Source organism: Kitasatospora brasiliensis, from assembly GCF_032654805.1.
Lineage (GTDB): Bacteria > Actinomycetota > Actinomycetes > Streptomycetales > Streptomycetaceae > Kitasatospora > Kitasatospora brasiliensis.
Genome location: NZ_JAUOOW010000002.1, coordinates 97,297 through 122,800, shown reverse-complemented (window position 1 = coordinate 122,800; position 25,504 = coordinate 97,297). Strand labels below are relative to the sequence as shown.

Here is a 25,504-nt window from a genome sequence, read left to right as displayed (position 1 = left end):
GAGCCCCGGACACCTTCACGGGTGTCCGGGGCTCGTGCCTGTACGGCTCAGAGGCTTCAGAGGGTGCGGTTGCGGCCCGCGCCCCAGCCGGCCGCGCCGACCACCAGCGCCAGCACCAGCATCAGCATCAGCGGGGTGTCCCAGCTGCCGGTCAGCTGGCGCAGCGCACCGGCGCCGACCGGGCCGGCCGCCGCGACGATGTAGCCGACCGCCTGCGACATCCCGCCCAGCTGGGCGGCGCCGGCCGCGTTGCGGGTGCGCAGCACGATGAACGCCAGGCCCAGGCCCAGCGAGCCGCCCTGGGCCACGCCGAGGATGGCCGCCGACACCCACGCGCCGGAGACCGGCGCGATCAGCAGCAGGGCGATGCCCAGCCCGTTCAGGGAGGCCATGGTCACCGCCAGCGCGCGCTGGCTGGTCATCCGGCCGGCCATCAGCGGCACCAGGAAGGCGCCGGCCACCTGCACCAGGTTGGAGAAGGCGAAGACCAGACCGGCCTGGCTGCGGTCCATGCCGTGGTCCGCCAGGATGGTCGGCATCCAGGCGACCAGGATGTAGACCAGCAGCGACGAGATGCCCATGAAGAGGCTGATCTGCCAGGCCAGCGGGGAGGACCAGATGCCCTCGATCGGCTTGCTCGGCGCGGCCGCGGCGGTCGTCGCGGCCACCGCACCCTGCTGCCGGCGCTCCTGGCGGGCGCGCAGCACCTGCGGCAGCCAGGCCACCGCCGCGATCAGCGCGAGCAGCGACCAGGCGCCGAGCGAGGCCTGCCAGCCGCCGCCGAGCGCGTGCTCCAGCGGGACGGAGGTGCCGGCCGCGAGGGTGGCGCCGACCAGCATGGTGGTCGAGTAGACGCCGGTCATGGTGGCCGCGCGGTCCGGGAACTCGCGCTTGACCAGGCCCGGCATCGACACGTTCAGCACCGCGATGGCCACGCCGATCACCACGCAGCCCGCGTACAGGGCGGCCACCGAGGGCAGCACCCGCAGCAGCACGCCCGCGCCCAGCACCAGCACCGCGCCGAGCACCACCCGCTCGACGCCGAAGCGCCTGGTCAGCCGGGGGGTGAGCGGGGCGCCGACGCCCTGGAACAGCACCGGGACGGTGGTGATCAGGCCGGCCGCGGTGGAGGACAGGCCGAAGGTCCGCTGGATCTCGCCGACCATCGGGGAGACGGCCGCCAGACAGGCGCGCATGTTCGCCGCGACCAGCATGATGCCGACCAGCAGCAGGAGCGGATGGGCCAGCCGGGCGCGGACGGGGAGCGGGGCAGGAGTGGTGGCAACCGGCTGCTGGGCACGGGTGACGGCCATGGGCGTGCTGTTCTTTCGTGAATGTGCGTGGATGCGCAGCGGCGGAAGGGGAGGCTCGCGCCGTCCTTACTTCCGGGCCGCGATGGCCGCGAGCAGCTGCTCGACGGCAGCGGTGGGCTCGGAGAGCAGCGCACGGGACGCCGCCTCCGCCCGGTTCGGGTCGCCGCTCTCGATCGCGTCCACCAGCGCCTCGTGGGTGGCCACGGCCGCCTCGGGCATCTCGTGGTCGCCGAACGCGGACGTCATCGCCTCGCGCACGGAGGCGCCGAAGTAGCGGTACACCTCGGTCAGCGCGGGGTTGTGCGCGGCCTCGACGACCGCGGTGTGGAACTCCAGGTCGTGCTCGACGGTGGCCTCGCGGCTGGCCCGCTCGGGGTTGGTCGCGAACACCTCGGCCTCACGGGCCAGCGCGGCCCGCATCCGCCGGATGTCCTCGGGGGTGTGCCGCAGCGCGGCCAGTCGGGCGCCCTCGGTCTCCAGCGCCGCACGGACCTCCAGCACGTCCCGGATGCCCGAGCGCTGGACGCCGCGCAGGACGGACGCCGGGTCGCTGGTGGAGCGGACGAACGTCCCCTCGCCCTGCCGGGAGACCAGCATTCCGGCGTGCACCAGCACCCGGATCGCCTCCCGCACGGTGTTGCGCCCGATCTGCATCTGCTCGGCCAGCTCGTGCTCGGTGGGAATCCGCGACCCGACCGGCCACACCCCACCCGCGAGCTGCTCCCGCAGCTGCTCGATCGCGGTGTCCACCAGGGAGCGCCGCCCGGCCGCCTGCAGACCGCCGCTCATGCCGGACCTCCCTTCCACACCGCGTACGTCCTCACTGGGTCGTCGGTCATCCTACAACCTCTTGCCCGGTCATCCTACAACTGGCCCGGGGCTCTGTCGGGGTCCGAGAATGCGAAGGTCCCGTGGTCGACAAATCCGTTACCTGACGACAGGTCAGATTTCGTCACGGAGTGGGTACTTACGGGAAACGGACACTCTCCGAAGGGTGGTCGACCATGAGTACCTTCGACACCTGGACCTGCTCCGCCTGCGGCCTGGAGAACCCCCCGGGCATGCCCTGCACCGGCTGCCGGGCCGGGCCCGGCACCCACAGCGGCCCCGCGCCGGCCGTGCGCGGCCGGCCGCCGCAGCGGGCCACCGACGCCACCCGCTACCTGTGCGCGGCCGTGCAGATGGACAGCGCCCTCGCCCGGCGCGCGATCGGCTCCGTCCTCGGCGAGCCGCGCCGGGCCGTCGCCTCCTCGCCCGACGTCGACCTGGCCTGCGTGCTGCGCTACGCCGTCTTCGCCCGGGCCCGGCACACCACCGCCAAGGTGCTGCTCGCGCTGATCGCGGCCTGCATCGTCGCCTCGTTCTTCCTCCACCCCTTCGAGCACAGCGCCCCGCCCGCGCCCACCCCGGTCTACGACTACCCCGGCGGCTACGCCGTGCCCGAGCCGGACACCGGGCTCCCCTTCGGCCTGCCGATCGTGCTGCTCCCGCTCCTGGTGGTGGCCTGGGCCGTGGTGCTCGTCGAGCAGCTCACCGCCTACTTCGGCGTGATCAAGCCCCGGCTGAGCCGGGCCGTGTTCGACCCCGCCCAGGCGCCGCCCGCCGCCCGCCCCCAGGAGGAGGCGCGGCTGCGGGCACTGGCCGGACAGGACCACGAGGGCAACGTCACGGTCTTCTCCGGCTTCGAGCCCTTCCTCGGGTACGGGCGGCTGCTCAACACCTGGAACTTCACCATCCCGGTGGACCGGCCCAGCGAGCACACCGACCGGGTGCTGCCGTTCTCCATCGCCGAGCTGACCGCCGAGATCACCAGGGCGGTGGAGTCGCTCGGCCTGCCCGAGGTCAACGTCTCCGAGCGGATCTTCGTCAGCGGCGCCGACCTGGCGCTGGGCCTCGACCCGGCCGTCCGCCGCATCCTGCTGCCCAGGCCGACCGAGCGGCCGCACACCGACCTGCCCGCCAACGTCGTCGACCGGCTGCGGGAGGACGGCACCGCCCGGGCCCGGCCCTACCTGGTGACGACGGTGTCGGGCTGGGGCAGCGAGGTGGTGACCACCAGCACCGTCCGGTTCGGCCTCAGCCCCGCCAAGGACCTGCTCTTCGTCGAGGGCGCCTCCTCGATGCTCCCGCCGGTCAAGGAGGCCTACCACCTGGTGGACCACCTGCTCGACCGGCCGACCTGGCGCCAACTGGCCACCCTGGCCCGGATCTCCCTCACCAGCATGCCGGGGCGGATGCTGCGCGGCACCGGATTCGTGCTGCTGCTGCCCTTCGCGCCCTTCTCCGCCTGGCTCGCCAACGGCGACCAGCTGCGCCAGATCCGGTTCAGCGCCTTCAACTACGGCTCCCTGACCAGCATCCGGCAGCTGGCGGCCGACACGAAGTTCCACCGCTACTACCAGCAGATCGACCACCAGATGTACACCAAGGTCGTCGAGCGGCGGACCCTGGACACCCTGATCGACTTCCTGGAGAACCACCAGGTCGACATCTCCGAACTCCGCGAACGCCAGAGCGTCATCTACAACGGGGGCATCTTCACCTCCGGCAACGCGAGCATCAGCTTCGTCAACTCCCCGGTCGCGGCCGGGGCGGGCAGCAAGGTGCGCGCCATGCTCGCGCCCCGCGGCCCGGAGAAGGGGAAGGCCAAACCATGAGCGGCGAGGAACGGACCACCTCCGGGGGGTTCCACATCAGCGGCAGCGGCAACATCAACTTCACCAACTCGCCGGTGGCCGCGGGCCGGAACTCCTCGGTCACGGTCAACTCCGGTGCGGGGGAGGTGGACGAGGAGGCGCTCGCCCGGCGGGTGCTGGCGCTCGCCGAGCGGCTGCGCCGGGAGAGCGAGCCGGGCAGCGGCCCGGCGCGGACCGCCGAGGACCTCCAGGCCGAGGTCGACTCCCCGGCGCGGCGCTGGGACCAGGTGCGGCGCTTCCTCCAGCGGGCCCGGGACGGCGTCGTGGCGACCACGGCGATGGCCGCCGAGATCCGGCAGCTGGAGGAGACGGTCGAGTCGCTGCTCTCGTAGGCCCACCGACAAGAGAGGCCCACCGACAGGAGAGGCCCACCGACAAGAGGGACCCGATCACGAGAAGGGCCCGATCACGAGAAGGGGGAGCGCGGTGGCCGAGACCAAGGGTGTCCTGCTGCCCGCCTACGTACTGGCCGACGAATCGGCCTCGATGGAACCGTACCTGGCCGAACTCTCCGGCGGCCTGGTCTCGTTGTGCGAGGGCCTGCGGGCCGAGCCGATGATCGCCGCCAAGCTGCGGCTGGCCGTCCTCGGCTTCTCCGACGACGTGCGGGTCCGCCTCGCGGTGACCGACATGCGGACCGAGACCAGGCTGCCCCAGGTGGTCATCCGCGGACTGACCGACTACCAGGCGCTCTTCGAGGACCTGCTGGACCGCATCCCCGACGACGTCCGATGGCTGCGCGGCCAGGGGTACAAGGTGCACCGCCCGGTGGTGTTCCTGCTCAGCGACGGCCAGCCCACCGACGGCGACGACTGGCGGGACGCGCACGCCCTGCTCACCGACCGCCGGCGGACCCCGACCGCCCCCAACATCATCGCCTGCGGCATCGGCGACGCCGAGCCCCGGACGATGCTCGCGGTGGCCACCCGTCCGGAGTTCGCCTTCGTGGCCCGGCCCGGCATCGATCTCGGCCGGGCCATCGGCGAGTTCTTCCACGCCCTCACCACCAGCCTGGTCGCCTCCGGCCAGGCCCTCGGCTCCGCCAACCCCCACCTCGTGGTCAACCGCCCCGACCAGTTCGTCCTCGCCATCGACGAGGTGGGGCAGTGAGGCGGCGCGATCCCGGCCCGGAGCACGGCGCCGGGCCGGACGCCGCCGACCCCTGGCGGCGGATCGCCGTGGGCACGCCCGGGATCGAGTTCGAACCGCGGCCGCCGCGCCAGCCCGCCTACGACTTCCCCGACACCGAGTGCGACGGCTGGTCCACCGACGCCTTGGCGGTGCGCTTCGCCTCCGTGCGCGGCGCCGAGCACCGCTACTACGGCCGCCCGCGCCAGGACGCCGCCCGCGTCGCCCTGCACCAGCCCAGCGGTGCCGTCGCCTTCGCCGTCGCCGACGGGGTCTCGGCCGCGACCAGCGCCGAACTCGGCGCGATCGAGGCCTGCCGGGCCGCCCTCGCCCACACCCTCCACCTGCTCTCCGCGGGCCCGGGCCCGGTGGACCTCCAGGACGTCGCCCGGCACGCCGCCCGGCGGCTGTGGCAGGTCGCCCGCTGGCGGCTGGCCGGCCGGGAGCCGGACCGGGCCGAGGTCTCCCGGCTGTACGCGACCACCCTGGTCACCGGCGTGGTCCGCCCCGACCCGGCCGGCCCGGTCGTCGAGCTCTGCCGGATCGGGGACTCCGGCGCCTGGCTGCTCGACCTCCCGTACGGCCGCTACCACCCGCTCTTCGGCCCGAAGTCCGCCGCCGACGCCCCGCTGATCGGCACCGAGGTGACCCCGCTGCCCACCGTGCCCGACCCGATCGAGCGCACCAGCGTCCGGCTCACCCCGCAGCTGGCCCTGCTGATCGGCACCGACGGCTTCGGCGACCCGCTGGGCGACGGGGACGGCCAGGTCGGCGCCCTGTTCGCGGACGCCCTCGCCGCGCCGCCCAGCCCGCTCCGACTCGCCCACCTGCTCGACTTCTCCCGCGAGACCTTCGACGACGACCGGACCCTGCTGGTCGTCTGGCCGCACGCCGCCGAGGAGGCGCGATGACGGAGGACCGCTCCGCCCCCACCGTCGAGCGCGACAGCCTGGTCCTGGCCCGCCGCCTCGGGCAGGGCGGTCAGGGCACCGTCCACGAGGTGGCCGACCGGCCCGGCGTCGTCTACAAGGAGTACCGCCCGGAGACCCTCCCCGAGCTCGACAGCGACGCGCTGACCGCGATCGTGGCGCTGCTCGCCGCGCTCGACGGGGCCGAGGCCCGCCGGCTCCGCGACAGGGCCGCCTGGCCCACCGCCGTGGTCCGGCAGCGCGGCCGCACCTGCGGCTTCCTGATGCGGGCCGCCCCCGAGCGCTTCCACTTCGACCTGCACGCCCTCGGCGGCGCCACGGTGGCCACCCGGCGGCTGGCCACCCTGGAGTTCCTGCTCAACGACGACGGCTACGTGGCCGGGGTCGGCCTCACCGTCAGCGACCGCGATCGGCTGGAACTGCTCGCCGACCTCGCCGGCACGCTCTCCCGGCTGCACCGCCTCGGCATCGCGGTGGGGGACCTGTCCCCGAAGAACCTGCTGTTCGCCACCGGTGCGGGCGACGGTGGTCGGGCCACCTGCTTCCTGATCGACTGCGACGCCGTACGGCTGCGCGGCGCCACCGTCCTGCCGCAGGTCGAGACGCCGGACTGGCAGCTCCCGCCCGGCGAGGAGCGCGGGACGGCGGCGGGCGACGCCTACAAGCTCGCGCTGCTCGCGGTACGGCTCTTCGCCCGCGACCAGAACGCCGTCGACCCGGCCGCGCTGGCCGCGCTCAGCCCGGCCCTCGGCGACCTCGCACGGGCCGGACTCGACCCGGACCCGGCCCGCCGGCCCGCCCCGGCGCTCTGGGCGGAGCACCTCACGGCGGCGGCCGCCACCGCCGACACGGCCCCGGCGGTTGCCCCGGTCGTGCCGCTGTCACCCCCTCCGGCGGCGAGCCCGGTCACACCGGTGCCGGTCAGGACACCGCCGGTCAGGACACCGCCGACCAGGACACCCCCGGCCGCCGTCGGCGTCGGCATCGCGGCGGTCGTCGCGGCCGTCGTCCTCGCGGTCGTGCTCGGCGTCAACCACAACAGGTCCGACTCGTCCTCGGACTCCGGCCCCTCGTACACCCCGCCGCCCGTGTCCACGCCGACGTCCACGCCCACGCGCACCTACCCGCCCACACCCCGGCCCAGCCCCACCCCGCTGTTCGATCCCGACTCGCTCGACGACGAACGGACCGACCACACTCCGCTGACCGCCACCGCGCTGCTGCCCGAGGCGTTCACCGACTCCAACCAGGTGCGCTACGAACGCGCCAGCGGCGGGCGGCACGAATGCGCGCCGTCCGGTGTGAGCGAGCACGTCCGGAGCGTGCTGAGCACCGGCGGCTGCGTGAACCAGGTCGTCGGGACCTACCTGGACGCCACGAGCAAGATCATGGTGATCGTCCTGGTCAAGCCGTTGCGGGATGCCAGGACCGCCGACGCGGCCTACACCGCGCTCTCCGACACCGACATCTCCGACTGGGACTTCTGGTGCCCGAACAGCGGGCCCGGCTCCGAGCTGTGCGCCGACGGCGCGAACACCACCCGGGCCACCCAGAGCGGCCGGAAGACCACCACCCACCGGTACCTGATCCACGCCCAGGCCATCTACGTCAACCTGGGCAGGGACGACACCTTCGAGCCGTGGACGGACGCGGCCACGCGCGCCGCGCTCAAGGCCGCGGGCCCGCGGAACTACTGGTAGAGCCGCTCCAGGACGGCGGCGACGCCGTCCTCGTCGTTGCTGGCGGTGACGGCGTCGGCGACCGCCAGGAGCTCCTCGTGGGCGTTGGCCATGGCGACGCCGTGGGCGGCCCAGCCGAACATCGGGACGTCGTTGGGCATGTCGCCGAAGGCGATGGTGTCGGCGGCGCGCACGCCCAGGCGGCGGGCGGCGACGGCCAGGCCGGTGGCCTTGGAGAGGCCGAGCGGCAGCAGCTCGACCACGCCGGCGCCGGCCATCACCACGCCGACCAGGTCCCCGGCGGCGCGCCGGGCGGCCTCGGCGAGGGCGTCGTCGGTGAGGGCGTGGTGCTGGATGTAGAGCTTGCTGAGCGGGGCGTCGAGCAGCCCGCCGCGCTCGACCCGGACGACCGGCAGGTCGGAGCCGATCAGCAGCTCGTACCCGGGGCCGGCCAGCACCTGGCCGTCCAGGCCGTCCTGGTTGGCGGCGATGGCCAGCGGGCCGGTCTCGGCCTCGATCTTCTCGATCGCGAGCGCGGCCAGTCGGCGGTCCAGGGTGAGCGAGGTGAGGAGCTTGTGCGCGCCGGCGTCGTAGACCTGGGCGCCCTGGCCGCAGACGGCTATCCCGGTGTAGCCGATCTCGTCGAAGACCGGGCGGGCCCAGACGGCCGAGCGCCCGGTGACGATGATGTGCAGCGCGCCCGCGCCGGTGGCCGTGGCCAGGGCGGCGCGGGTGCGCTCGGAGACGGTCTCCTCGCTGGTGAGCAGGGTGCCGTCGAGGTCGGTGGCGACCAGCCGGTAGGGCAGGTCGCCACCGCCGGTTGCTCCGGGGGAGGCGGGGCTGGGGCTGATGGTGCTCATGGGCCGTACGTCTCCCGGGAGTTGCGCGTGGTGCTGGTGCTGCTGGTGCGGGCCGGTCGCGGGACCGGTTGTCGGACCGGGTTACTTGACCGGTTCGAGGACCGTCCGCCCGCCGAGGAACGGCCGCAGCGCCTCGGGCACGACGACCGAGCCGTCGGCCTGCTGGTGGTTCTCCAGGATCGCCACGATGGTGCGCGGGATGGCGACCAGGGTGCCGTTCAGGGTGGCGAGCGGGCGGGTCTTGCCCTCCTCGCGCATCCGGATCGACAGCCGTCGGGCCTGGTACTCGGTGGTGTTGGAGGTCGAGGTGACCTCGCGGTACTTGCCCTGGGTGGGGATCCACGCCTCGATGTCGAACTTGCGCGCGGCCGAGGCGCCGAGGTCGCCGGAGGCGACGTCGATCACCCGGTACGGCAGTTCCAGCGCGTTGAGGAAGTCCTTCTCCCACTGCAGCAGGCGCCGGTGCTCGTTCTCCGCGTCCTCGGGAGTGGTGTAGACGAACATCTCCACCTTCTCGAACTGGTGGACGCGGATGATGCCGCGGGTGTCCTTGCCGTAGGTGCCGGCCTCGCGGCGGAAGCAGGACGAGTAGCCGGCGTAGCGCAGCGGCAGCTTGTCGGCGTCGAGGATCTCGTCCATGTGGTACGCCGCGAGCGGGACCTCGCTGGTGCCGACCAGGTACCGGTCGTCCTCGGCGAGGTGGTACACGTTCTCGGCGGCCTGGCCCAGGAAGCCGGTGCCGTCCATGGCGGCCGGGCGGACCAGGGTCGGGGTGATCATCGGGATGAAGCCGGCCGCGGTGGCCTGGGCGATCGCCATGTTGACCAGGGCGAGCTCCAGCAGCGCGCCGACACCGGTCAGGTAGTACGACCGGGCACCGGCGACCTTGGCGCCGCGCTCGGTGTCGATGGCGCCCAGGATCTGGCCGAGCTCGACGTGGTCGCGCGGCTCGAAGCCCTCGGCGGAGAAGTCGCGCGGGGTGCCGATCTCCTCCAGGGTGACGAAGTCCTCCTCGCCGCCGACCGGGGCGGCCGGGTCGATGAGGTTCGCCAGCGAGCGGAGCAGGCGGTCCGCCTCCTCCTTGGCGGCGCCCTGTTCGGCGTCCGCGGCCTTGACCTCGGCGGCCAGGTCCTTGGTGCGCTGGAGCAGGGCGGCCTTCTCCTCGCCCTTGGCCTGGGCGACCTGCTTGCCGAGCACTCGCTGCTCGCTGCGCAGTTCGTCGAAGCGGCTGCCCGAGGACCGGCGTCGCTCGTCGGCGGAGAGGAGGGCGTCGACCAGGTCGACGTCCTCGCCACGGACGCGCTGCGAGGCGCGCACTCGGTCAGGGTCCTCACGGAGCAGGCGAAGGTCAATCACAGGGCCAAGCGTACCGGGCGACTCCTCCTCCGCCGGTACGAGATTTCCCCTGGGGATAACTCACGCCAACCTGTGGATAACTCCTGTGGGGAACTCCGCCCCATCGAGTTATCCACAGGCTGGGGCCCAGGCCTGTGGACTCAAGGGGAGGATCGTCTTCCGCGTGAACGAACCAGGGAATTGAGGTTTCAAACCTCAATGAACCTTCCCGAGTGAGGGAATTGAAGCACTCGGACGGGTGATTTGCTGGCAACCGGGTGACTCTGGTCCGATTGGTCATCTCTGCGACGCAAACCGATGGTCCGACCGGGTCTGGGCAATGGCTATAGCGGTTTGTCGACTCGCCCCCAGGCCTGTGGATAACTCCGGGCTGTGGACAGCGGACAAGCCTGTGGACAGCGGGCTCCGGCCCCGGCCCGCCTGTGGACGACCCCGAAGGTGACGTGAAGGCGGCGCCGAAAAGGTCCGAAAGGGGAATGCCGAAGCCCGGATGTCGGCTGGTTCAGATGTCGCCGCGCCCGTCGAGCGCGCGGGAGAGCCAGTCCGCAGCCGAGGTGAAATCCTCGTCCGAGGTCCCCGGCCGCCGGTGGGTGGACTCCTGCCGGTCGGCACGCGGATAGGAGCCGAGGTACCGCACCTGAGGGCAGATCCGCTTGAGCCCCATCATCGCCTCGGCGACCCGGCGCTCGGACAGGTGGCCCTCGCAGTCGATCAGGAAGCAGTAGCTGCCCATCCCCTCGCCGGTCGGCCGGGACTCGATCCGCATCAGGTTGACCCCGCGCACCGCGAACTCCTGGAGCAGCTCCAGCAGCGCACCCGGGTGGTCGTCCGGCAGCCAGACCACCATCGAGGTCTTGTCCGCGCCGGTCGGCGAGGACACCCGACCGGGGCGGCCGACCAGGACGAAGCGGGTGGCCGCGCTCTTCGCGTCCGCGATCTCCTTGACCAGCGGCTCCAGCCCGTAGATCGGCGCCGCGAACTCGCCCGCGAAGGCGCCGTCGTAGCGGCCCTCGGCGACCAGCCGGGCGCCGTCCGCGTTGGAGGCGGCCGACTCCCAGGTGGCCTCCGGCAGGTTGGCCGCCAGCCAGCGCCGCACCTGGGGCTGGGCCACCGGGTGGCTGGTCACCGTCTTGACCTCGGACAGCTCGGTGCCGGGCCGCACCAGCAGCGCGAAGGCGATCGGCAGCAGCACCTCGCGGTAGATCATCAGCGGCGCGCCGGAGGCCAGTTCGTCGTTGGTCGCGGTGACCGCGCCCTCCACCGAGTTCTCGATCGGGACGAACGCCCCGGCCGCCTCCCCGCCGCGCACCGCGTCCAGCGCCAGCGCCACCGAGGACAGCGGCACCAGCTCCCGGGTCGCCGCCTCGGGCAGGGTGTGCAGGGCCGCCTCGGTGAACGTGCCGGCCGGTCCGAGGTAGGTGTAGCGGGTGGCCGACATGACGCCTCCGTGAGGTCTCGGTGCTGCGAGCGGGGTGCGCGCGGGGTGTGCCGAAAGCAGTCACCCTAACGATTCCGCGGCCCCGGCAGGAACGCGTTCCGGGGACCGGGACCGCGGCGGTGAAACAGGTGGACAGAGGTGCGGTTACCCCTCCAGCAGCTGCTGCCCGAGGTAGCCGCCGACCGGCGCGGCCGGCGGCACCGCGTACAGCCCGCTCGCCTCGTGCCGCAGGAAGCGGGAGAGGCCGTCGCCCCGGGAGAGCTTGCGCTGCACCGGGGTGAAGCCCTTGCCCGGGTCGGCCTGGAAGGCGAGGAAGAGCAGCCCGGCGTCCGGCGAACCGTCCGGCAGCAGCCCGTCGTGGTACGAGAAGCCGCGCCGCAGCATCGCCGCACCGCCGTTGGCCGCCGGGGCGGCGACCCGGATGTGGGCGTCGGCGGGGATGGCCAGGGTGCCGTCCGCGTCCTGGGCGGCGAGGTCGACCGGGGCCCGCTCACCGGCCCCGGCGGGCGTGCCGAGCGGGGCGCCGTCCGACTTGCGCCGCCCGATCACCCGCTCCTGCCGCTCCACCGGCAGCGCCTCCCAGTGGTCCAGCAGCATCCGGATCCGCCGGAACACCAGGTACGAGCCGCCGGCCAGCCAGGCCGGCTGTTCGCCGCCGGCGGTGCAGAACACCTTGGCGGCGAAGCCCTCCTCGCCCGGCCGGGGGTTGTTGGTGCCGTCGATCTGGCCCATCAGGTTGCGCCCGGTCACCGGCTGCGCGGCGGCCCCGGGGGTACGGGCGAAGCCGGCCGACTGCCAGCGCGGCGCCGCCGTACCGGCCGCCAGCCGCTGGAGCACCCGCAGGGCGTGCACCGCGACCAGGGCGTCGTCCGCGCCGATCTGGACGAACAGGTCGCCGTCGCCGCGGGCCGGGTCCAGCGCGTCGCCGGGGAAGGCGGGCAGCGGTTCGAGCCCCGGCGGCCGGCGGTCGGCCAGGCCGGCCTTGTCGAACAGCGTGGCGCCGAAGCCGAGGGTGAGGGTGAGCGAGCAGGGCCCGGCGTCCAGCGCGACCTGGTTGTCGAACTCCTCGGCCGGCTCCCCGGCGGTCAGCCGTTCGGCCGCCTTCGTCCAGCGCTGGAGCAGGGTGCGCAGCCCGTCCCGGCCGACCCCCTCGGCCAGGTCGAAGGCGGCCAGCTGCACCCTGGCCTGCGGCGGGTCGGTGATCCCGGCCTGGTGCTCGCCGCGGAACGGCACCCGGGCCGCGCCCAGCGCGCCGTCGGTCGCGGGCCGCCCGCCCTCGTCGGGGCGGTTGTAGGCGAGGGCGACGCCCGCCCCGGCGCCGACCAGCAGCCCGGCGCCGGCGGTGCCCAGCAGCGCCCGCCGGGTGAAGCCCGTGTGGTCCGTCGACTCCTCGATCACCGCGCTCACCCGATCTTGAACTGCTGGGTGGGGGTGGTCTGGTCGATGTCGGAGGAGCGGATCTGCACCGACACCACCCAGGTGCCCGCCAGCGGGAGCTGCGCGGTGCCGCTCCAGCGGCCGGTGCCCTCCGGGGTCAGCGCGACCGGCAGCGGGCCGAGGTCGCGGTCCGGCAGGGTGAAGGCGAGTTGCACCTCGGGGACGTCCACCGGCTGTCCGTCCGCGCCGTCCAGCGCGAGCTTGACCTCGTTCGAGCCGGTCCGGGCCGGGTTGAGGGTGACGGTCGCGGTGCCCTTGGCGTTCGGCGTCCGGCCCTTGGTGTCGTACGGGAGCTTGAGCTCGACGGTGCGGCCCGGCTCGGTCTGCGGCGCGGCCGCGGCCCCGTCGGCGGCCGGAGCGGCACTCGCCCCCGCCTTGACCTCGCTCGCCACCCGCCCGGGCGGGGAGTTGGTGAGCATCGTGGTGACCACCAGCACCGCCACCGCGACCAGCGCCTCGACCAGCACCGAGCGGCGCAGCCCGGCCCGGGTCGGGGTCAGCCCGCGGTCGCGTCCGGCGCTCTGCCGGGCGGCCCGCTGGCGCTCCAGCTGCGCCTGGCGGACCGGGTCCTCGGTGTGCGCCGCCACCGCGACCGGCTCCGGCAGCTCGGCCTCGGCCGGCGCGACCTCCGCCGCCTCGGCCGGGGCCGAGCGCAGTTTGGCCAGCCAGGACCGGGAGATCCAGGCGACGCCGAGCATCACGACCACGCAGCCGCTCTTCACCAGCAGCAGCCGCCCGTACTCGGTGCCCGTCAGCGCGCCCCAGCTGCCCAGGCCCCGCCAGGACTGGTAGATCCCGGTCACGGCCAGCACGGCCACCGAGCCGAAGGCGATCTTCGAGAAGCGGTCCACCACCTCGGCGCCGACGCCCTCGCGCAGCGCCACCAGCAGCGCGGCCAGTCCGCCCAGCCAGAGCGCCATCGCGATCAGGTGCAGCACGCCGAGCGGCAGCGCCAGCCAGACCTGGATGCCCACCGAGGCGTGGTCGGCGCCGACCCAGGTCGCCGAGAGGGCGACGGCCAGCAGCAGCCCGGCCACGCCGAGGCCGAGCCGGACCTCGTGCTGCGGCCGCTCGGAGGCCCGCCGCTCCAGCTCGCGCAGCTCGGCGGCCTCGGCGTCGTCCCCGTTCGGCTCCTCGCCGGGCTCCGGCGATGCGGGCAGCGGCCGCGGCGGCTGCCCCAGCTGCCCGACCAGCAGCGACAGGAACACCCCGCCCGCCGCGAGCAGCAGCAGCCGGGCGGCCAGCGCGGTGCCGATCCGCTCGTCCAGCGTGGCGCGCACCAGCGACAGGTCGAAGGCCTGCCCGATCCCGGAGCCGCGCTCGTACGGGCCGCGCAGCATCAGCACCGCGACGGTGGAGACCAGCAGCGCCGTCCAGCCGGTCATCAGCAGCCGCTGCACCCGGCGCCGGGCGGTGCCGGCCGGCCAGCAGACCAGCACGAACGCGGCGGCGCCGACCAGCAGGGCGAAGGCCGCGTACGCGACGGTGCGCCCGGTGCCGTACAGGGCGGAGACCAGGCCGTCGGCCTTGGCGCCCTGGAGCGCGGTGGCCGACACCGAGGTGTCCGAGGGCGCGCCGATGGAGAAGGTGAACGCCCCGCCGACCGGGTGCGAGTCGTCCGAGACGGCCCGCCAGGCGACCGTGTAGGTGCCGTTGGCGAGGCCGCCCTTCAGCCCGACCCGGGCGGTGTTGCCCTTGCCGTCGGCGTGCGCCGGGTTGCCGGTGTCCACGGGCTTGCCGGCCGGGTCGAGCACCCGGACGGAGTCGCCGGAGAGCGAGACGGACTCGCTGAAGGTCAGCGTCACCGCCTGCGGGGCGGTGGCGACCACCGAATTCTGCCGTGGGTCGGTGGAATCCAGGGTGGCGTGCGCGGAAGCCGGCCCGGCGCCCGCGAGCATCAGCGCGAGCAACGCGCCGAGCACTCCGAGCACCCCGACGATCCGGCGGTGGGTGGCCTTCTCCAGGCCGGCCGACTGCATGGTGGCGGTTCCCTAACTCTGGCCGGGGCGGTAGGTGAGCTCCTTGACCGGCACCTTGACGGAGATGGTGCCGGACTTGGCGAAGGTGAGGTCGAGCTCCAGTTCGTCACCGAGGGCGGGGGCCTTCTGCCATCCCATGATCATCAGGTGGTTGCCGCCGCGGGCGAGCTGCAGGGCGCCGTGCGCGGGCACGTCCAGGCTGTCCACCTGCTCCATCGTCGAGGCGCTGGAGCGGTGCATGGTGACCGACCCGGCGGCCGGGCTGGTCACCTTGAGCAGCTGGTCCTGGCCGCCGTCGTTGCGGACGGTCAGGTAGCCGGCCGCCATGCCGCCGGCCGGGGGCAGCGGGATGTAGGAGTCGGCGACGCTGAGGGCCGGTGTGGCGCCGCCGCCCGGGGCGTCGTTCGTCCCGCAGGCGGCCAGGATGGCACCGCCGCCCAGGGCCGTCGCGACGACGGCGCCGAGCAGGGCGGAGCGGCGGAAGCGGTGGGTTCCGGGGTGCGCCGAGGTCACGCCGAGACCCCCTGGGCGAGCAGCGGCAGGTCGTGCTCGTAGGTCTTCTCCTCGGTGCCGCTCATGTAGAGCACGTGCGCCTTGTCGTCCGAGGGGAGGAAGGCCAGCACCTGGGCGCCGTGGGTGGAGGTGACCGTGCCGTCGCCGTTGACCACCGGGTCCTCGATCATGATGCCGAGCGACTTGGCGGCGGTCTTCACCTTGGCCAGGTCCCCGGTGAGGCCTATGAAGTCGCTGCCCATCGAGTCCAGCCAGGTGCGCAGCACCTGGGGGGTGTCGCGCTGGGGGTCGGTGGAGACGAAGACGACGTTGATCTTCTGCCGCTCCGCCTCGGGGAGCGCCTTCATGGCGACGCCGATGTCGCCCATGGTGGTCGGGCAGACGTCCGGGCAGCTGGTGTAGCCGAAGAACAGCAGGGTGGCCTTGCCGTTGGTCTTCTGGCGCAGGTCGTACGGCTGGCCGGAGGTGTCGGTCAGCTGGAGGTCCGGCTTCTCGAAGTTCTTGGCGAGCTTGGTGCCCTGGTACGGGGTGTCCTCCTTGTGCTGGGTGACCTTGGCGGCGGAGGCGCCGTCGCCGGAGGAGCCGCAGGCGGAGAGGGTCAGGGCGGCGGCCAGCGCGAGGGCGGCCGCGCCGGCCAGACGGGTGGTGCGGGGCATGGGAGTTCCGATCGTGCGGGGTGGAGGGGCCGGCGGGCCGTACCCGTGCGGTGGGTACGGCCCGGTCGGCGCGGGGGTCAGGAGGCGGAGCCGCCGCTCTTGCGGCGCAGGCCGAGCACGCCGACGGCGGTGCCGATCACGCCGACCACGATGCCGACCACGCCCAGGGTGCGGGCGGTGGAGTCGTCGGACTTGTCGTCGCCGGAGGCGGCGGCGTGGTCGGAGCTGCCCCCGTTCGCGGCGGGGGAGGCGGTGACGCCGTGGCCGTCGCCCTCGGCGGCCTTGGTGAGCTTCAGGACGGGCGCGGGCTTGGCCGGCTCGGGCTGGCCGTCCTTGGACTCGTCGATCCAACGGACGATGTCGCCGTTGTCGTAGGTCTGGAGGGTCTTGAACTCCAGGTTGTCGGTGTCGGTCGGCAGCGGGCCGAGCGAGACCCGGAACTCCTGGAACTGGCCGGGGGCGATCCTGGTGCCGGCGTCGGCGGTCCAGGTGATCTTGGAGACGGCCTCGGTGACGTCGTTGCCGTGCACCTTGATCGGCTTGTCCAGCTTGGCCTTCTCGACCGCGGCGGTCCAGCCCGGCAGCGGCAGGGTCCGGACGGAGGCCAGCGGGTGGTCCAGCGGGAGGTTGACCTCCAGCTTCACGGTGCTCGCGGTGTCGCTCTCGTTCGGCACCCGGAAGTCGACGGCCGTGTAGCCGCCCTGGGCGGCCGCACCCGGGTTCACGGTGACGTGCGCGAAGGCGGGGCCGGCCAGCGCCACCACGGAGGCGGCGGCGGTGAGGGCGACGGCGGCGAGACGGCGGGTGGGAAGGGAACGCATGATGCGGGTCTCCGATCGGAGCTCGGCGGCACCGGAGCCGGGCGACGGACGTGAACCGTGCCTCGGCGGGCCGCGCGTGGGGACGTGGGGCAGAACCTCGGACCGCCCCCGCTGCTCGGGGAACGGCCGGACGGCGCGCACACCGCGGACCCGGGCCTCGCGGCACCAGGAACGCCGGTCAGTACGCGAGGGCCCCGCACGGCGGGCCGCGCCGCACCACGCTGTGCCGCAGCACGGCACCCGCCGGGAACGGGCTCTCCCCGCCCCGGGCCCCGAACCGGCGGGCCGGGCCGGCCGTGCCGAACAGACCGCGCAGCAGCGCGGCCACCAGCGCGAACGCCGTACGCAGCGGCGCCGTCCAGTGCTCCCGGGCGGCCGTGGCGACCACCCGCAGCAGCCGCCACAGCGCCGCCTCGCCGCGCCGCAGCCACCAGCCCGCGACCAGCGCGGCGGCCAGGTGCCCGGCCAGCATCGACGGCGTCATGCCGAACACGCCGGCCTGCGACCAGGGCGCGGCGGCGTACGCGTGGGGGTCCAGGCCCGCGGAGGAGACCAGCTGCTCCGGGGACGGGCCGCCGGGCAGCCCGACCAGGGTGCCGGGCCGGGCCTCGTTGCAGATCAGCCGACCCGCCACCTGCGGCACGTTCAGCGCACCGCCGTGGTGCGCGCCGGGCATCGAGTAGCTGTGGAAGAGGCCGTGCAGTCCGAACTGCCCGACCCCGAGTGCCCCGGCGATGGCCGCCAGCGAACGCTCCCGCCCGCCGCAGGCCGCGGCGAAGGCCAGCACCACGGCGAAGCCCACCGCCAGCGCGGTCGGCGGCACGTTCCCGCCACCGGCCAGGCTGTGCCCGGCGGCCGCGATCAGGGTGCAGACCAGCGCGAACGGGACGGCCCGGGCAAGCCGCAGGTCCCAGGCGGCGGCCCCCACCGGCTGAGCCGGTCCGGAGGCGCCCGGGCGCGGGGCGGCGGCGAGGGCAGTCATGGCCGGGCCATCCTCTCATTGCGTACGCCACGGACACGGGCAGGGTGGGAAATCCCTATGAATGCCCCTTTCGGCCGCGCGCGCGAGGGGGCGTACGCCAGGCCCGGCACAGACCCGACCCCCCAGTCCATCCGCCGAACGGGCGGTAGCCGGCCTCGGGCACGGTTCGCCCGGGAATCACCCGGAGATACCTAGTTGTATGTGGAGCCGCAGCCAGGAGGGACCTCCCGTGGACATCTGGTGGACTCTGCACCTCAAGCGCGACCCGGCCAGCGTTCCGCTGGCCCGGCGCATCCTGCTCGGTGCCATGGCGACGGCGGGCGTCGACCCGCAGATCGCGGACGACCTCGGGGTCGCGCTCAGCGAGGCCTGCGCCAACGCCGTCGAGCACGGTGCCACCGGGCGGCCGGACGACGCGTTCCAGGTCTCCGCGTCGATCTGCGGCGACCGGCTGCGGATCGAGGTCACCGACTCCGGCCCGGGGCTGCCCGGTTCGACCGCGCCCGCCGCACCCGCCGCGCCCGCCCGCCGTCCGGCCGGCGCCGCCCCGGCCCGCCCGGCTCCGCACCGGCGCTCCCGTCGTGGCCGGGCCACCGTCCCGGCCCGCGTCCTCGCCGCCCACCGCCCGCGCCGCGACGGCCACCCGTACGACACCCACGTCCTGCCCTGCCGGCCCACCGCCCCCACCCTGCGCCCGGTCGACCTGGACACCCTGCCCGACCTCACCGCAGAGTCGGGCCGCGGCCTCTTCCTCATCCACGCCCTCACCGACCACGTGCAGCTGCGCAACCACCCGCTGCGAGGGGCGATCGTCAGCTTCGACAAGATCCTCAAGTGGCAGGACGGGGCGCTGCTGCGGGCGTCCTGAAGCCCTTCGGCGGGGCGCGTGCGGGGTCGGGCCGCGCCGGGTCGGCGGTGCCGGTCCTGGTGCGGGCCACCCCCTGATGTGGTGGGTCGCTTCTCCCGTTCCGAAGAGGTGATCCTGCGTCAATTCCATGGCGTCGCCCATCGGTTCCCCCGTGGTCGAGTCGGGGGCGTACGCGCTGTCAGTTTCGGCGGGGCGGGTGGCTCGGGCCGTCGAGCGGCGGGCCGGCTCCGGTTGCCGAGTGCGCGCGGCGGCCGGACGATGGGGAGCATGATGCACCAGATGCGAGCCGAGTACGGCGCCGGCGGCGAGGCCGGTGGGGTGCGGCTGTGGCACGTGGTCCGGGGCGATTCGAGTGTCGCGATGTGCGGCCGTGAGCTCGATCCGGCGGCGCGGGTGCGGTCGGCGGTGGACTGGGGGAAGACTCCGGAGCTGTGCTGCCACACCTGCGGGGCGTACTTCCTGCGCGAGGCTCCGTACCTGGCGGCCGAGCACCCGTAAGCGGCGCTACCGTGCTCGCCATGGAGGAACCCCTCGTCCGGCCCCGGTCGCTGACCCGTGAGGCCGCCGGGCTGCGCGTCGGCGCTCCCGAACTGCCCGAGTACGTCGATCAGTTGTGCGCACGGGTCGACCGGGTGGACCCGCTGATCCACGCGTTCGTCCCCGAGCCCGGGCGGCACGGCCGGTTGCGGGCGCAGGCGCGGCAGCTGGCCGCGCGCCACCCGGAACCGGACGGGCGGCCGCCGCTGTACGGGGTGGCGGTGGGCGTCAAGGACATCGCGCACGTGGACGGGCTGCCCACGCACGGCGGTTCGGCGCTGCCGCCCGGCGTACTGGCCGGGCCGCAGGCCGTGGTGGTGGACCGGCTGCGGGCGGCGGGGGCGCTGGTCGCGGGCAAGACGGTGACGGCCGAGTTCGCCGCGAGCGCCCCGGGCCCGACCCGTAATCCGCACCATCCGGGGCACACGCCGGGCGGCTCCAGCAGCGGTTCGGCGGCGGCGGTCGCGGCCGGGCTGGTGCCGCTGGCGATCGGCACCCAGACGGTCGGTTCGGTGGTCCGTCCGGCCGCGTACTGCGGGGTGGTGGGCTTCCGGCCGACGTACGGGCGGATCCCGTTCGCGGGGGTGATCCCGAACGCGCCGAGCTTCGACACCCTCGGGGTGTTCACCGCCGACCTGGCGGGCGCTGCGCTGGCGGCCTCACTGCTGTGCGACGGCTGGCGGGCGGAGCGTGGCGGGCCTGCCGAGCCGGTTCTCGGGCGGCCGGTCCTCGGGGTGGCGGACGGGACGTACCTGGAGTGCGCCGAGCCGGGTGCGCTGCGGGCCTTCGAGGAGCGGCTGGACCGGCTGGCGCGGGCCGGACTGGTGGTGCGACGGGTCGAGCTATTCCCCGACTTCGCCGAGGTCAGGCGGCAGTTGCAGCTGGTCAACCGGTTCGAGCTGGCCCGTAGCCACGCCGACTGGTTCGCCCGCTTCGGCGGGCTCTACCGGTCGGAGACGGTGGCGGGCATCCGGGCCGGCCAGGGCGTCGCGGCCGAGGACCGGGCGGCCGCCCTGCGGTTCCGCGAGCGGCTGCGCGAGCGGGTGGCCGCCGCGCAGGCGGCGGCCGGGGTGGACCTGTGGCTGGCGCCCTCGGCGACCGGCGGGGCGCCGGAGGGTCTGCACAGCACCGGGGACGCGGTGATGTCGCTGCCGTGGAGCTTCCTCGGCCGCCCGGCGCTGAGCCTGCCGGCCGGGCGGACCGGGCGGGGGCTGCCGTTGGGGCTCCAGGTGGTCGGCTCGGAGGGCGAGGACGAGCGGCTGCTCGCTCAATCGGCGCTGCTCGAAGCCGAGTTGGCGTACCCCTAGGGCGTCTCGGACATCCTGGAGGCTCCGGTCCCCCCGGTCTCACTGCCCCTGGTCCCGGGCCCGCGCCGCTCGTCCGGCCCGCGCCGCTCGTCGGGCCCGCGCCGCTCGTCGGGAAAGCGCGGTCCGCCGATCAGGAAGAACAGGGCCGCGGTCGGGAAGCCGAGTGAGGCGGCCAGCAACACGATGAACTGCCAGAACATCATCCGCTCCTCGTCCGTCGCGGGCCGCCCCGACGCCCGGAGGCGTCCCGAATCCGACCCGCTCCGATTGGCCGAATCGTCCGGTCACTGTCCGACGGTATGGCCGAATCACCCCGGCTGCCACCGGGCGCCGAGGCCCGGCCCGCGCCACACCGCGCACGGGTCTGGGCGCGGGCCGGGGGCGGCCGCCACACTGTCGGGATGCAGCTACAGCTCGCAGGGGAAGCGCGGCGGCCCGACCGGGACAGCGAGGACTTCGCCGTGGCCTCGCCGGAGGCGCTGGTCCTGCTGGACGGCGCGAGCTCGCCGGCCGGCCTGGAGTCCGGGTGTCGGCACGGGACGGCTTGGTACGTGCGCCGGCTGGGCGTCCATCTGCTCGCCCGGCTCACCGACCGGGCGGACCGATCGATCGCCGAGTGCCTGGCCGACGCCATCGTGGAGACGGCCGCGCTGCACGGCGGCCGCTGCGACCTGGCCCACCCCAACACCCCCGCCGCGATGGTCGTCGCGGCCCGGCGGCACGGCGAGGCGCTGGAGTACCTGGTGCTCGGAGACTCGCTGCTGGTGCTGGAGTTCAAGGACGGCCCGCCGAAGGTGATCGGGGACAACCAGCGCTTCCCCGGCGGGGAGGACCTGCGCCGCCAGGTCTGGGAGACCGTTCCCGGCTCGGCCGAACGGGCGGCCCTGCACCTGGAGTACGCGCTGGCCGTGCGCGCCGCCCGCAACCGGGGCAACGGCCCGTGGATCGCCGCCGCCAGCCCGCGCGCGGCCGAGCACGCCGAGACCGGCTTCGTCCCGCTGGACCGGCTGTACGCGCTGGCCGCCCTCACCGACGGCGCCTCGCGCTTCACCGAGCGCTTCGGGCTGGGCAGTTGGGGTGACGTCCTGCGGCTGCTCGCCGAGTCGGGCCCGGCCGAACTGATCGCCCAGGTCCGGGCGGCGGAACGGAGCGACATGTGCTGCGAACGCTGGCCGCGCGGCAAGCCCCACGACGACGCCTCCGCCGTCTACGCCCTGCTGTAGCCGTCCACGCGCTGCTGTGGCGGGCGGTGGAAACGGCGGAACGGCCGCAGGTGGGACCTGCGGCCGTTCCGGTGTTCCGGCTCCGAAGCCCTCAGTGGCCGGAAGCGGGGATGGTGCCGAGCCGGCCGGCCTGGAAGTCCTCCATGGCCTGCTGGAGTTCGCGGTGGCTGTTCATCACGAACGGGCCGTAGTGGGCGACGGGCTCGCGGATCGGCAGACCGCCGAGCAGCACGACCTCGAAGTTGGTGTCGCGGGAGTCCTGCTTCTCGTCGGCGCGGATGGTGATCGAGTCGCCGTCGCCGAAGACGACGGCCTGGCCCCGGTGGAAGGGGCGGTGCTCGGTGCCGGCCGAGCCGTTGCCGGCCAGGCCGTAGGCGAGGGCGTTGAAGTCGGAGCGCCAGGGCAGGGTGATCTGGGCGCCGGGGTTGATCGAGGCGTGGATCATGGTGATCGGGGTGAAGGTGGTGCCGGGGCCCTGGTGGCCGTCCATCTCACCGGCGATCACCCGCAGCAGCGCGCCGCCGTCCTCGGTGCTGAGCAGCTTGACGTTGCCGCCGCGGATGTCCTGGTACTTCGGGGCGATCATCTTGTCCGAGGCCGGCAGGTTCACCCACAGCTGGAGGCCGTGGAAGAGGCCGCCGGACTTCACCAGCGACTCCGGCGGGGTCTCGATGTGGAGGAGGCCGGAGCCGGCCGTCATCCACTGGGTGTCGCCGTTGGTGATGGTGCCGCCACCGCCGTGCGAGTCCTGGTGGATGAACGTTCCGTCAATGATGTAGGTGACGGTTTCGAAGCCGCGGTGCGGGTGCCAGGGGGTGCCCTTGGGCTCGCCGGCCGCGTAGTCCACCTCGCCCATCTGGTCCATCATGATGAACGGGTCGAGGTACTTCTGGTTGATCTTGGCGAAGGCGCGGCGGACGGGGAAGCCCTCGCCCTCGTAGCCCTCGGGGGCGGTGGCCACCGTCAGGACCGGCCGGGCGCTCGTGACGGCGGGGTTCGGCGTGGTGACGCGCGGGAGGGTCAGCGGGTTGTCGACGGTCACGGCGGGCATGTCGGCCTCCTTCAGGAAATGGCTTCGGCCTGATGTCCACGAGGTTAGTTCAATCCTCAACAACAAGCAAGTTGAACGTTGAACTATGTAGTGACGGAGGAGCGCGGGGCTCCTCTTCCAGGATGGGCTAGCCGTACATCCGGCGCATCGTGAAGTCGACCATCTGCTCCACGGCCTTGGCGTCGAACACCATCCGGTGCTCGCCCTCCATGTCCAGCGCGAAGCCGTAGCCGGTCGGCAGCAGGTCCAGGACCTCGGCGCCGGTGACGGTGAAGTGCTTGGAGTCCTTGCCGGCGTAGCGGCGCAGCTCCTTCAGCGAGCTGAACATCGGGATCACCGGCGTCGGGGTGTTGTGCAGGGCCAGGAAGCCGGGGCGGTCACCGCGCGGGCAGTGCACCTTCGAGGTGATGAAGATGGCCTGGAAGTCCTCGACCGCCATCGAGCCGGTGGTGAAGGCCCGGACCGCGTCCGCGAGTGAGGGCGGCGAGGGTTCGGGGTACAGGGACTGCTGGGGGGTCTGCGACTGCCCGCCGTAGGCGTCGGGTCCGGGCATGCCGTTCATGCCCGGCTGCGGTCCCGCCTGCTGCTGGTAGGGATCGCCCGGGTATGTGTTCTGGTCATATCCGTACACACGGACAGGCTAGCGGGAGCGCACCCTCCCGTGCTGGCGCCGATCCTGACAAGGAGTGGCCGTCCTGGCTGTGGGACGTGACCACGTTCATAGCGGCGGATTGTCCGGCGGGGGCTTGCTCAAGTTACCGCTGGGTAGCATCATGATGCCTACTGGTGGGTACGGGGCGCCGGAAGGCGGTCTCCCGAAGGCGACGAACCGGAGATAACGGCCATGGGTCACTACAAGTCCAACCTGCGGGACGTGGAGTTCAACCTCTTCGAGGTGTTCGGTCGCGACCAGGTGTACGGCACCGGACCGTTCGCCGACATGGACGTCGAGACCGCGAAGAACATCCTGAGCGAGATCTCGCGCCTCGCGGAGAACGACCTCGCGGCGTCCTTCGCCGACACCGACCGCAACCCGCCGGTCTTCGACCCCGAGACCAACACCGCGCCGGTCCCGGCCACCTTCAAGAAGAGCTACCAGACCTTCATGGACGCCGAGTGGTGGCGCCTGGGCATCCCGGAGTCGATCGGCGGCCAGGTCACCCCGAACTCGCTGATCTGGGCCTTCGCCGAGCAGATCCTGGGCTCCAACCCCGCCATCTGGATGTACTCCTCCGGCCCGGCCTTCGCCGGCGTCATCGCCGAGGAGGGCACCGAGGAGCAGCTGGAGGTCGCCAAGCGGATGACCGACCGCCTGTGGGGCTCCACCATGGTCCTCACCGAGCCCGACGCGGGCTCCGACGTGGGCGCCGGCCGCACCAAGGCGATCCAGCAGGAGGACGGCTCCTGGCACATCGAGGGTGTGAAGCGCTTCATCACCTCGGGCGAGCACGACATGTCCGAGAACATCGTCCACATGGTGCTGGCCCGCCCCGAGGGCGGCAAGCCGGGCACCAAGGGCCTGGGCCTGTTCATCGTCCCCAAGTACGACTTCGACTGGGAGACCGGCGAGCTGGGCGAGCGCAACGGCGTCTACGCCACCAACGTCGAGCACAAGATGGGCCTCAAGGCCTCGAACACCTGCGAGATGACCTTCGGCGCCAAGCACCCGGCCAAGGGCTGGCTGCTCGGCGAGAAGGTCGACGGCATCCGCCAGATGTTCAAGATCATCGAGTTCGCCCGCATGATGGTCGGCACGAAGGCCATCGCCACCCTCTCCACCGGCTACCTGAACGCCCTGGAGTACGCCAAGGAGCGCGTGCAGGGTGCCGACATCTCGCAGTTCATGGACAAGACCGCCCCGCGCGTCACCATCACCCACCACCCCGACGTGCGCCGCTCGCTGCTCACCCAGAAGGCCTACGCCGAGGGCATGCGCGCGCTGGTCCTGTTCACCGCGTCGACCCAGGACGACATGACGGCCGCCAAGCTGCGCGGCGAGCGCGACGAGGCCGCCGAGCGCCTGAACGACCTGCTGCTGCCGATCGTCAAGGGCTACGGCTCGGAGAAGTCCTACGAGCAGCTCGCCCAGTCGCTCCAGACCTTCGGCGGCTCCGGGTACCTCCAGGAGTACCCGATCGAGCAGTACATCCGGGACGCCAAGATCGACACCCTCTACGAGGGCACCACGGCGATCCAGGGCCAGGACTTCTTCTTCCGCAAGATCGTCAAGGACGGTGGCCAGGCGCTGACCGCCCTCAACGAGCAGATCCAGAAGTTCATCGCCTCCGCCGCCGGCGGCGACGCCCTGGCCGCCGAGCGCGAGCTGCTCGCCAAGGCCGCGGGCGACCTGGAGGCCATCGTCGGCAAGCTGATCGCCGACCTGACCTCGGTCGAGCAGGACGTCAAGAACATGTACAAGGTGGGCCTCAACACCACCCGCCTGCTGATGGTCTCCGGCGACGTCGTGGTCGGCTGGCTGCTGCTGCGCCAGGCCGCGGTGGCCCTGGCCAAGCTGGAGGCTGGCGCCTCGGAGAAGGACGTCCCCTTCTACCAGGGCAAGGTCGCGGCGGCCCGCTTCTTCGCCAAGAACGTGCTGCCGACCATCGCCCCGCAGCGGGCGATCGCCGAGGGCATCGACAACGAGATCATGGAGCTGGCGGAGGAGGCCTTCTAAGGCCTGCCCCTCTTCCTCACCGACTGCCTGACGCACACCCTCACACCGAAGGGCCCG

The 25,504-nt window shown here is 73.4% G+C and carries 24 protein-coding genes; 10 read left to right on the top strand and 14 right to left on the bottom strand.

Features of this window, described 5'->3' with window-relative positions:
- Positions 1–56: 56 nt before the first annotated feature.
- Positions 57–1,313: a CynX/NimT family MFS transporter gene (locus tag QWJ13_RS08440; RefSeq protein ID WP_316521999.1), complete on the bottom strand. Its 1,257-nt coding sequence runs from the start codon at positions 1,311–1,313 to the stop codon at positions 57–59.
- Positions 1,314–1,379: 66 nt separating this feature from the next.
- Positions 1,380–2,102 carry a FadR/GntR family transcriptional regulator gene (locus QWJ13_RS08435; protein WP_316521997.1) on the bottom strand — a complete coding sequence of 241 codons (723 nt, stop codon included), beginning with the start codon at positions 2,100–2,102 and terminating at the stop codon, positions 1,380–1,382.
- 215 nt (positions 2,103–2,317) lie between these two features.
- On the opposite strand from QWJ13_RS08435, the gene QWJ13_RS08430 reads away from it, so the two are divergent.
- From QWJ13_RS08430 to QWJ13_RS08410, 5 genes are all read left to right on the top strand, one after another.
- Positions 2,318–3,970, top strand: a complete 1,653-nt coding sequence (locus tag QWJ13_RS08430) for an AbeC-like domain-containing protein (protein WP_316521995.1) — start codon at positions 2,318–2,320, stop codon at positions 3,968–3,970.
- The gene (locus tag QWJ13_RS08425) at positions 3,967–4,341 is read left to right on the top strand and encodes a hypothetical protein (RefSeq protein WP_316521993.1); all 375 of its coding nucleotides are present in this window, start codon (positions 3,967–3,969) and stop codon (positions 4,339–4,341) included. The genes QWJ13_RS08430 and QWJ13_RS08425 overlap by 4 nt, the downstream gene beginning before the upstream one ends.
- Before the next feature lie 94 nt (positions 4,342–4,435).
- Positions 4,436–5,119, top strand: a complete 684-nt coding sequence (locus tag QWJ13_RS08420) for a vWA domain-containing protein (RefSeq protein ID WP_316521992.1) — start codon at positions 4,436–4,438, stop codon at positions 5,117–5,119.
- The gene (locus QWJ13_RS08415) at positions 5,116–6,048 is read left to right on the top strand and encodes a protein phosphatase 2C domain-containing protein (RefSeq protein ID WP_316521990.1); all 933 of its coding nucleotides are present in this window, start codon (positions 5,116–5,118) and stop codon (positions 6,046–6,048) included. Before QWJ13_RS08420 ends, QWJ13_RS08415 begins: the two co-directional genes overlap by 4 nt.
- Positions 6,045–7,766 (top strand): hypothetical protein, encoded by a 1,722-nt coding sequence (locus tag QWJ13_RS08410; protein WP_316521989.1) that lies wholly within the window; start codon positions 6,045–6,047, stop codon positions 7,764–7,766. Before QWJ13_RS08415 ends, QWJ13_RS08410 begins: the two co-directional genes overlap by 4 nt.
- Here the strand turns inward: QWJ13_RS08410 and QWJ13_RS08405 are convergent.
- From QWJ13_RS08405 to QWJ13_RS08365, 9 genes are all read right to left on the bottom strand, one after another.
- A complete protein-coding gene (locus QWJ13_RS08405) occupies positions 7,757–8,605 on the bottom strand; it encodes an HAD family hydrolase (protein WP_316521987.1) in 849 nt (282 codons plus the stop codon). The two genes, QWJ13_RS08410 and QWJ13_RS08405, sit on opposite strands and share 10 nt — an antisense overlap.
- A gap of 81 nt (positions 8,606–8,686) precedes the next feature.
- Positions 8,687–9,961 (bottom strand): serine--tRNA ligase, encoded by a 1,275-nt coding sequence (gene serS / locus QWJ13_RS08400; RefSeq protein WP_316521985.1) that lies wholly within the window; start codon positions 9,959–9,961, stop codon positions 8,687–8,689.
- 502 nt (positions 9,962–10,463) lie between these two features.
- Entirely contained in the window at positions 10,464–11,399 is a 936-nt protein-coding gene (gene pheA, locus QWJ13_RS08395) for a prephenate dehydratase (RefSeq protein WP_316521984.1), read from the bottom strand.
- A gap of 144 nt (positions 11,400–11,543) precedes the next feature.
- The gene (gene efeB / locus QWJ13_RS08390) at positions 11,544–12,806 is read right to left on the bottom strand and encodes an iron uptake transporter deferrochelatase/peroxidase subunit (RefSeq protein ID WP_316521983.1); all 1,263 of its coding nucleotides are present in this window, start codon (positions 12,804–12,806) and stop codon (positions 11,544–11,546) included.
- Complete coding sequence (locus QWJ13_RS08385) at positions 12,803–14,815, bottom strand: copper resistance CopC/CopD family protein (RefSeq protein WP_316521982.1); 2,013 nt, start codon at positions 14,813–14,815, stop codon at positions 12,803–12,805. The genes efeB and QWJ13_RS08385 overlap by 4 nt, the downstream gene beginning before the upstream one ends.
- Before the next feature lie 12 nt (positions 14,816–14,827).
- Positions 14,828–15,328, bottom strand: a complete 501-nt coding sequence (locus QWJ13_RS08380; protein ID WP_316521981.1) for a copper chaperone PCu(A)C — start codon at positions 15,326–15,328, stop codon at positions 14,828–14,830.
- Entirely contained in the window at positions 15,325–15,984 is a 660-nt protein-coding gene (locus tag QWJ13_RS08375) for an SCO family protein (protein ID WP_316521979.1), read from the bottom strand. Before QWJ13_RS08375 ends, QWJ13_RS08380 begins: the two co-directional genes overlap by 4 nt.
- 77 nt (positions 15,985–16,061) lie before the next feature.
- Positions 16,062–16,805: a YcnI family copper-binding membrane protein gene (locus QWJ13_RS08370; protein WP_316521976.1), complete on the bottom strand. Its 744-nt coding sequence runs from the start codon at positions 16,803–16,805 to the stop codon at positions 16,062–16,064.
- A gap of 178 nt (positions 16,806–16,983) precedes the next feature.
- Complete coding sequence (locus tag QWJ13_RS08365; protein ID WP_316521974.1) at positions 16,984–17,787, bottom strand: hypothetical protein; 804 nt, start codon at positions 17,785–17,787, stop codon at positions 16,984–16,986.
- Between the two features lie 229 nt (positions 17,788–18,016).
- On the opposite strand from QWJ13_RS08365, the gene QWJ13_RS08360 reads away from it, so the two are divergent.
- The 3 genes from QWJ13_RS08360 (at position 18,017) to QWJ13_RS08350 (ending at position 20,499) form a co-directional block, all read left to right on the top strand.
- On the top strand, positions 18,017–18,655 hold the full coding sequence (locus tag QWJ13_RS08360) for an ATP-binding protein (protein WP_316521973.1): 639 nt from the start codon (positions 18,017–18,019) through the stop codon (positions 18,653–18,655).
- Positions 18,656–18,922: 267 nt separating this feature from the next.
- A complete protein-coding gene (locus QWJ13_RS08355; RefSeq protein WP_316521971.1) occupies positions 18,923–19,153 on the top strand; it encodes a hypothetical protein in 231 nt (76 codons plus the stop codon).
- Positions 19,154–19,173: 20 nt separating this feature from the next.
- Positions 19,174–20,499 (top strand): amidase, encoded by a 1,326-nt coding sequence (locus QWJ13_RS08350; RefSeq protein ID WP_316521969.1) that lies wholly within the window; start codon positions 19,174–19,176, stop codon positions 20,497–20,499.
- On the opposite strand, the gene QWJ13_RS08345 is transcribed toward QWJ13_RS08350, so the two are convergent.
- A complete protein-coding gene (locus QWJ13_RS08345; protein ID WP_316521967.1) occupies positions 20,496–20,699 on the bottom strand; it encodes a hypothetical protein in 204 nt (67 codons plus the stop codon). The two genes, QWJ13_RS08350 and QWJ13_RS08345, sit on opposite strands and share 4 nt — an antisense overlap.
- A gap of 201 nt (positions 20,700–20,900) precedes the next feature.
- Between QWJ13_RS08345 and QWJ13_RS08340 the strand changes: the two genes are divergently transcribed.
- Entirely contained in the window at positions 20,901–21,722 is an 822-nt protein-coding gene (locus tag QWJ13_RS08340) for a protein phosphatase 2C domain-containing protein (protein ID WP_316521965.1), read from the top strand.
- A 91-nt stretch (positions 21,723–21,813) separates the two neighbouring features.
- Here QWJ13_RS08340 and QWJ13_RS08335 read toward each other — a convergent pair whose 3' ends face one another.
- The gene (locus tag QWJ13_RS08335; RefSeq protein ID WP_316521963.1) at positions 21,814–22,773 is read right to left on the bottom strand and encodes a pirin family protein; all 960 of its coding nucleotides are present in this window, start codon (positions 22,771–22,773) and stop codon (positions 21,814–21,816) included.
- 127 nt (positions 22,774–22,900) lie between these two features.
- Positions 22,901–23,404, bottom strand: a complete 504-nt coding sequence (locus QWJ13_RS08330) for an SseB family protein (protein WP_380694023.1) — start codon at positions 23,402–23,404, stop codon at positions 22,901–22,903.
- Between the two features lie 213 nt (positions 23,405–23,617).
- Between QWJ13_RS08330 and QWJ13_RS08325 the strand changes: the two genes are divergently transcribed.
- Complete coding sequence (locus tag QWJ13_RS08325; protein WP_316521961.1) at positions 23,618–25,447, top strand: acyl-CoA dehydrogenase; 1,830 nt, start codon at positions 23,618–23,620, stop codon at positions 25,445–25,447.
- The last annotated feature ends 57 nt before the right edge of the window (positions 25,448–25,504 follow it).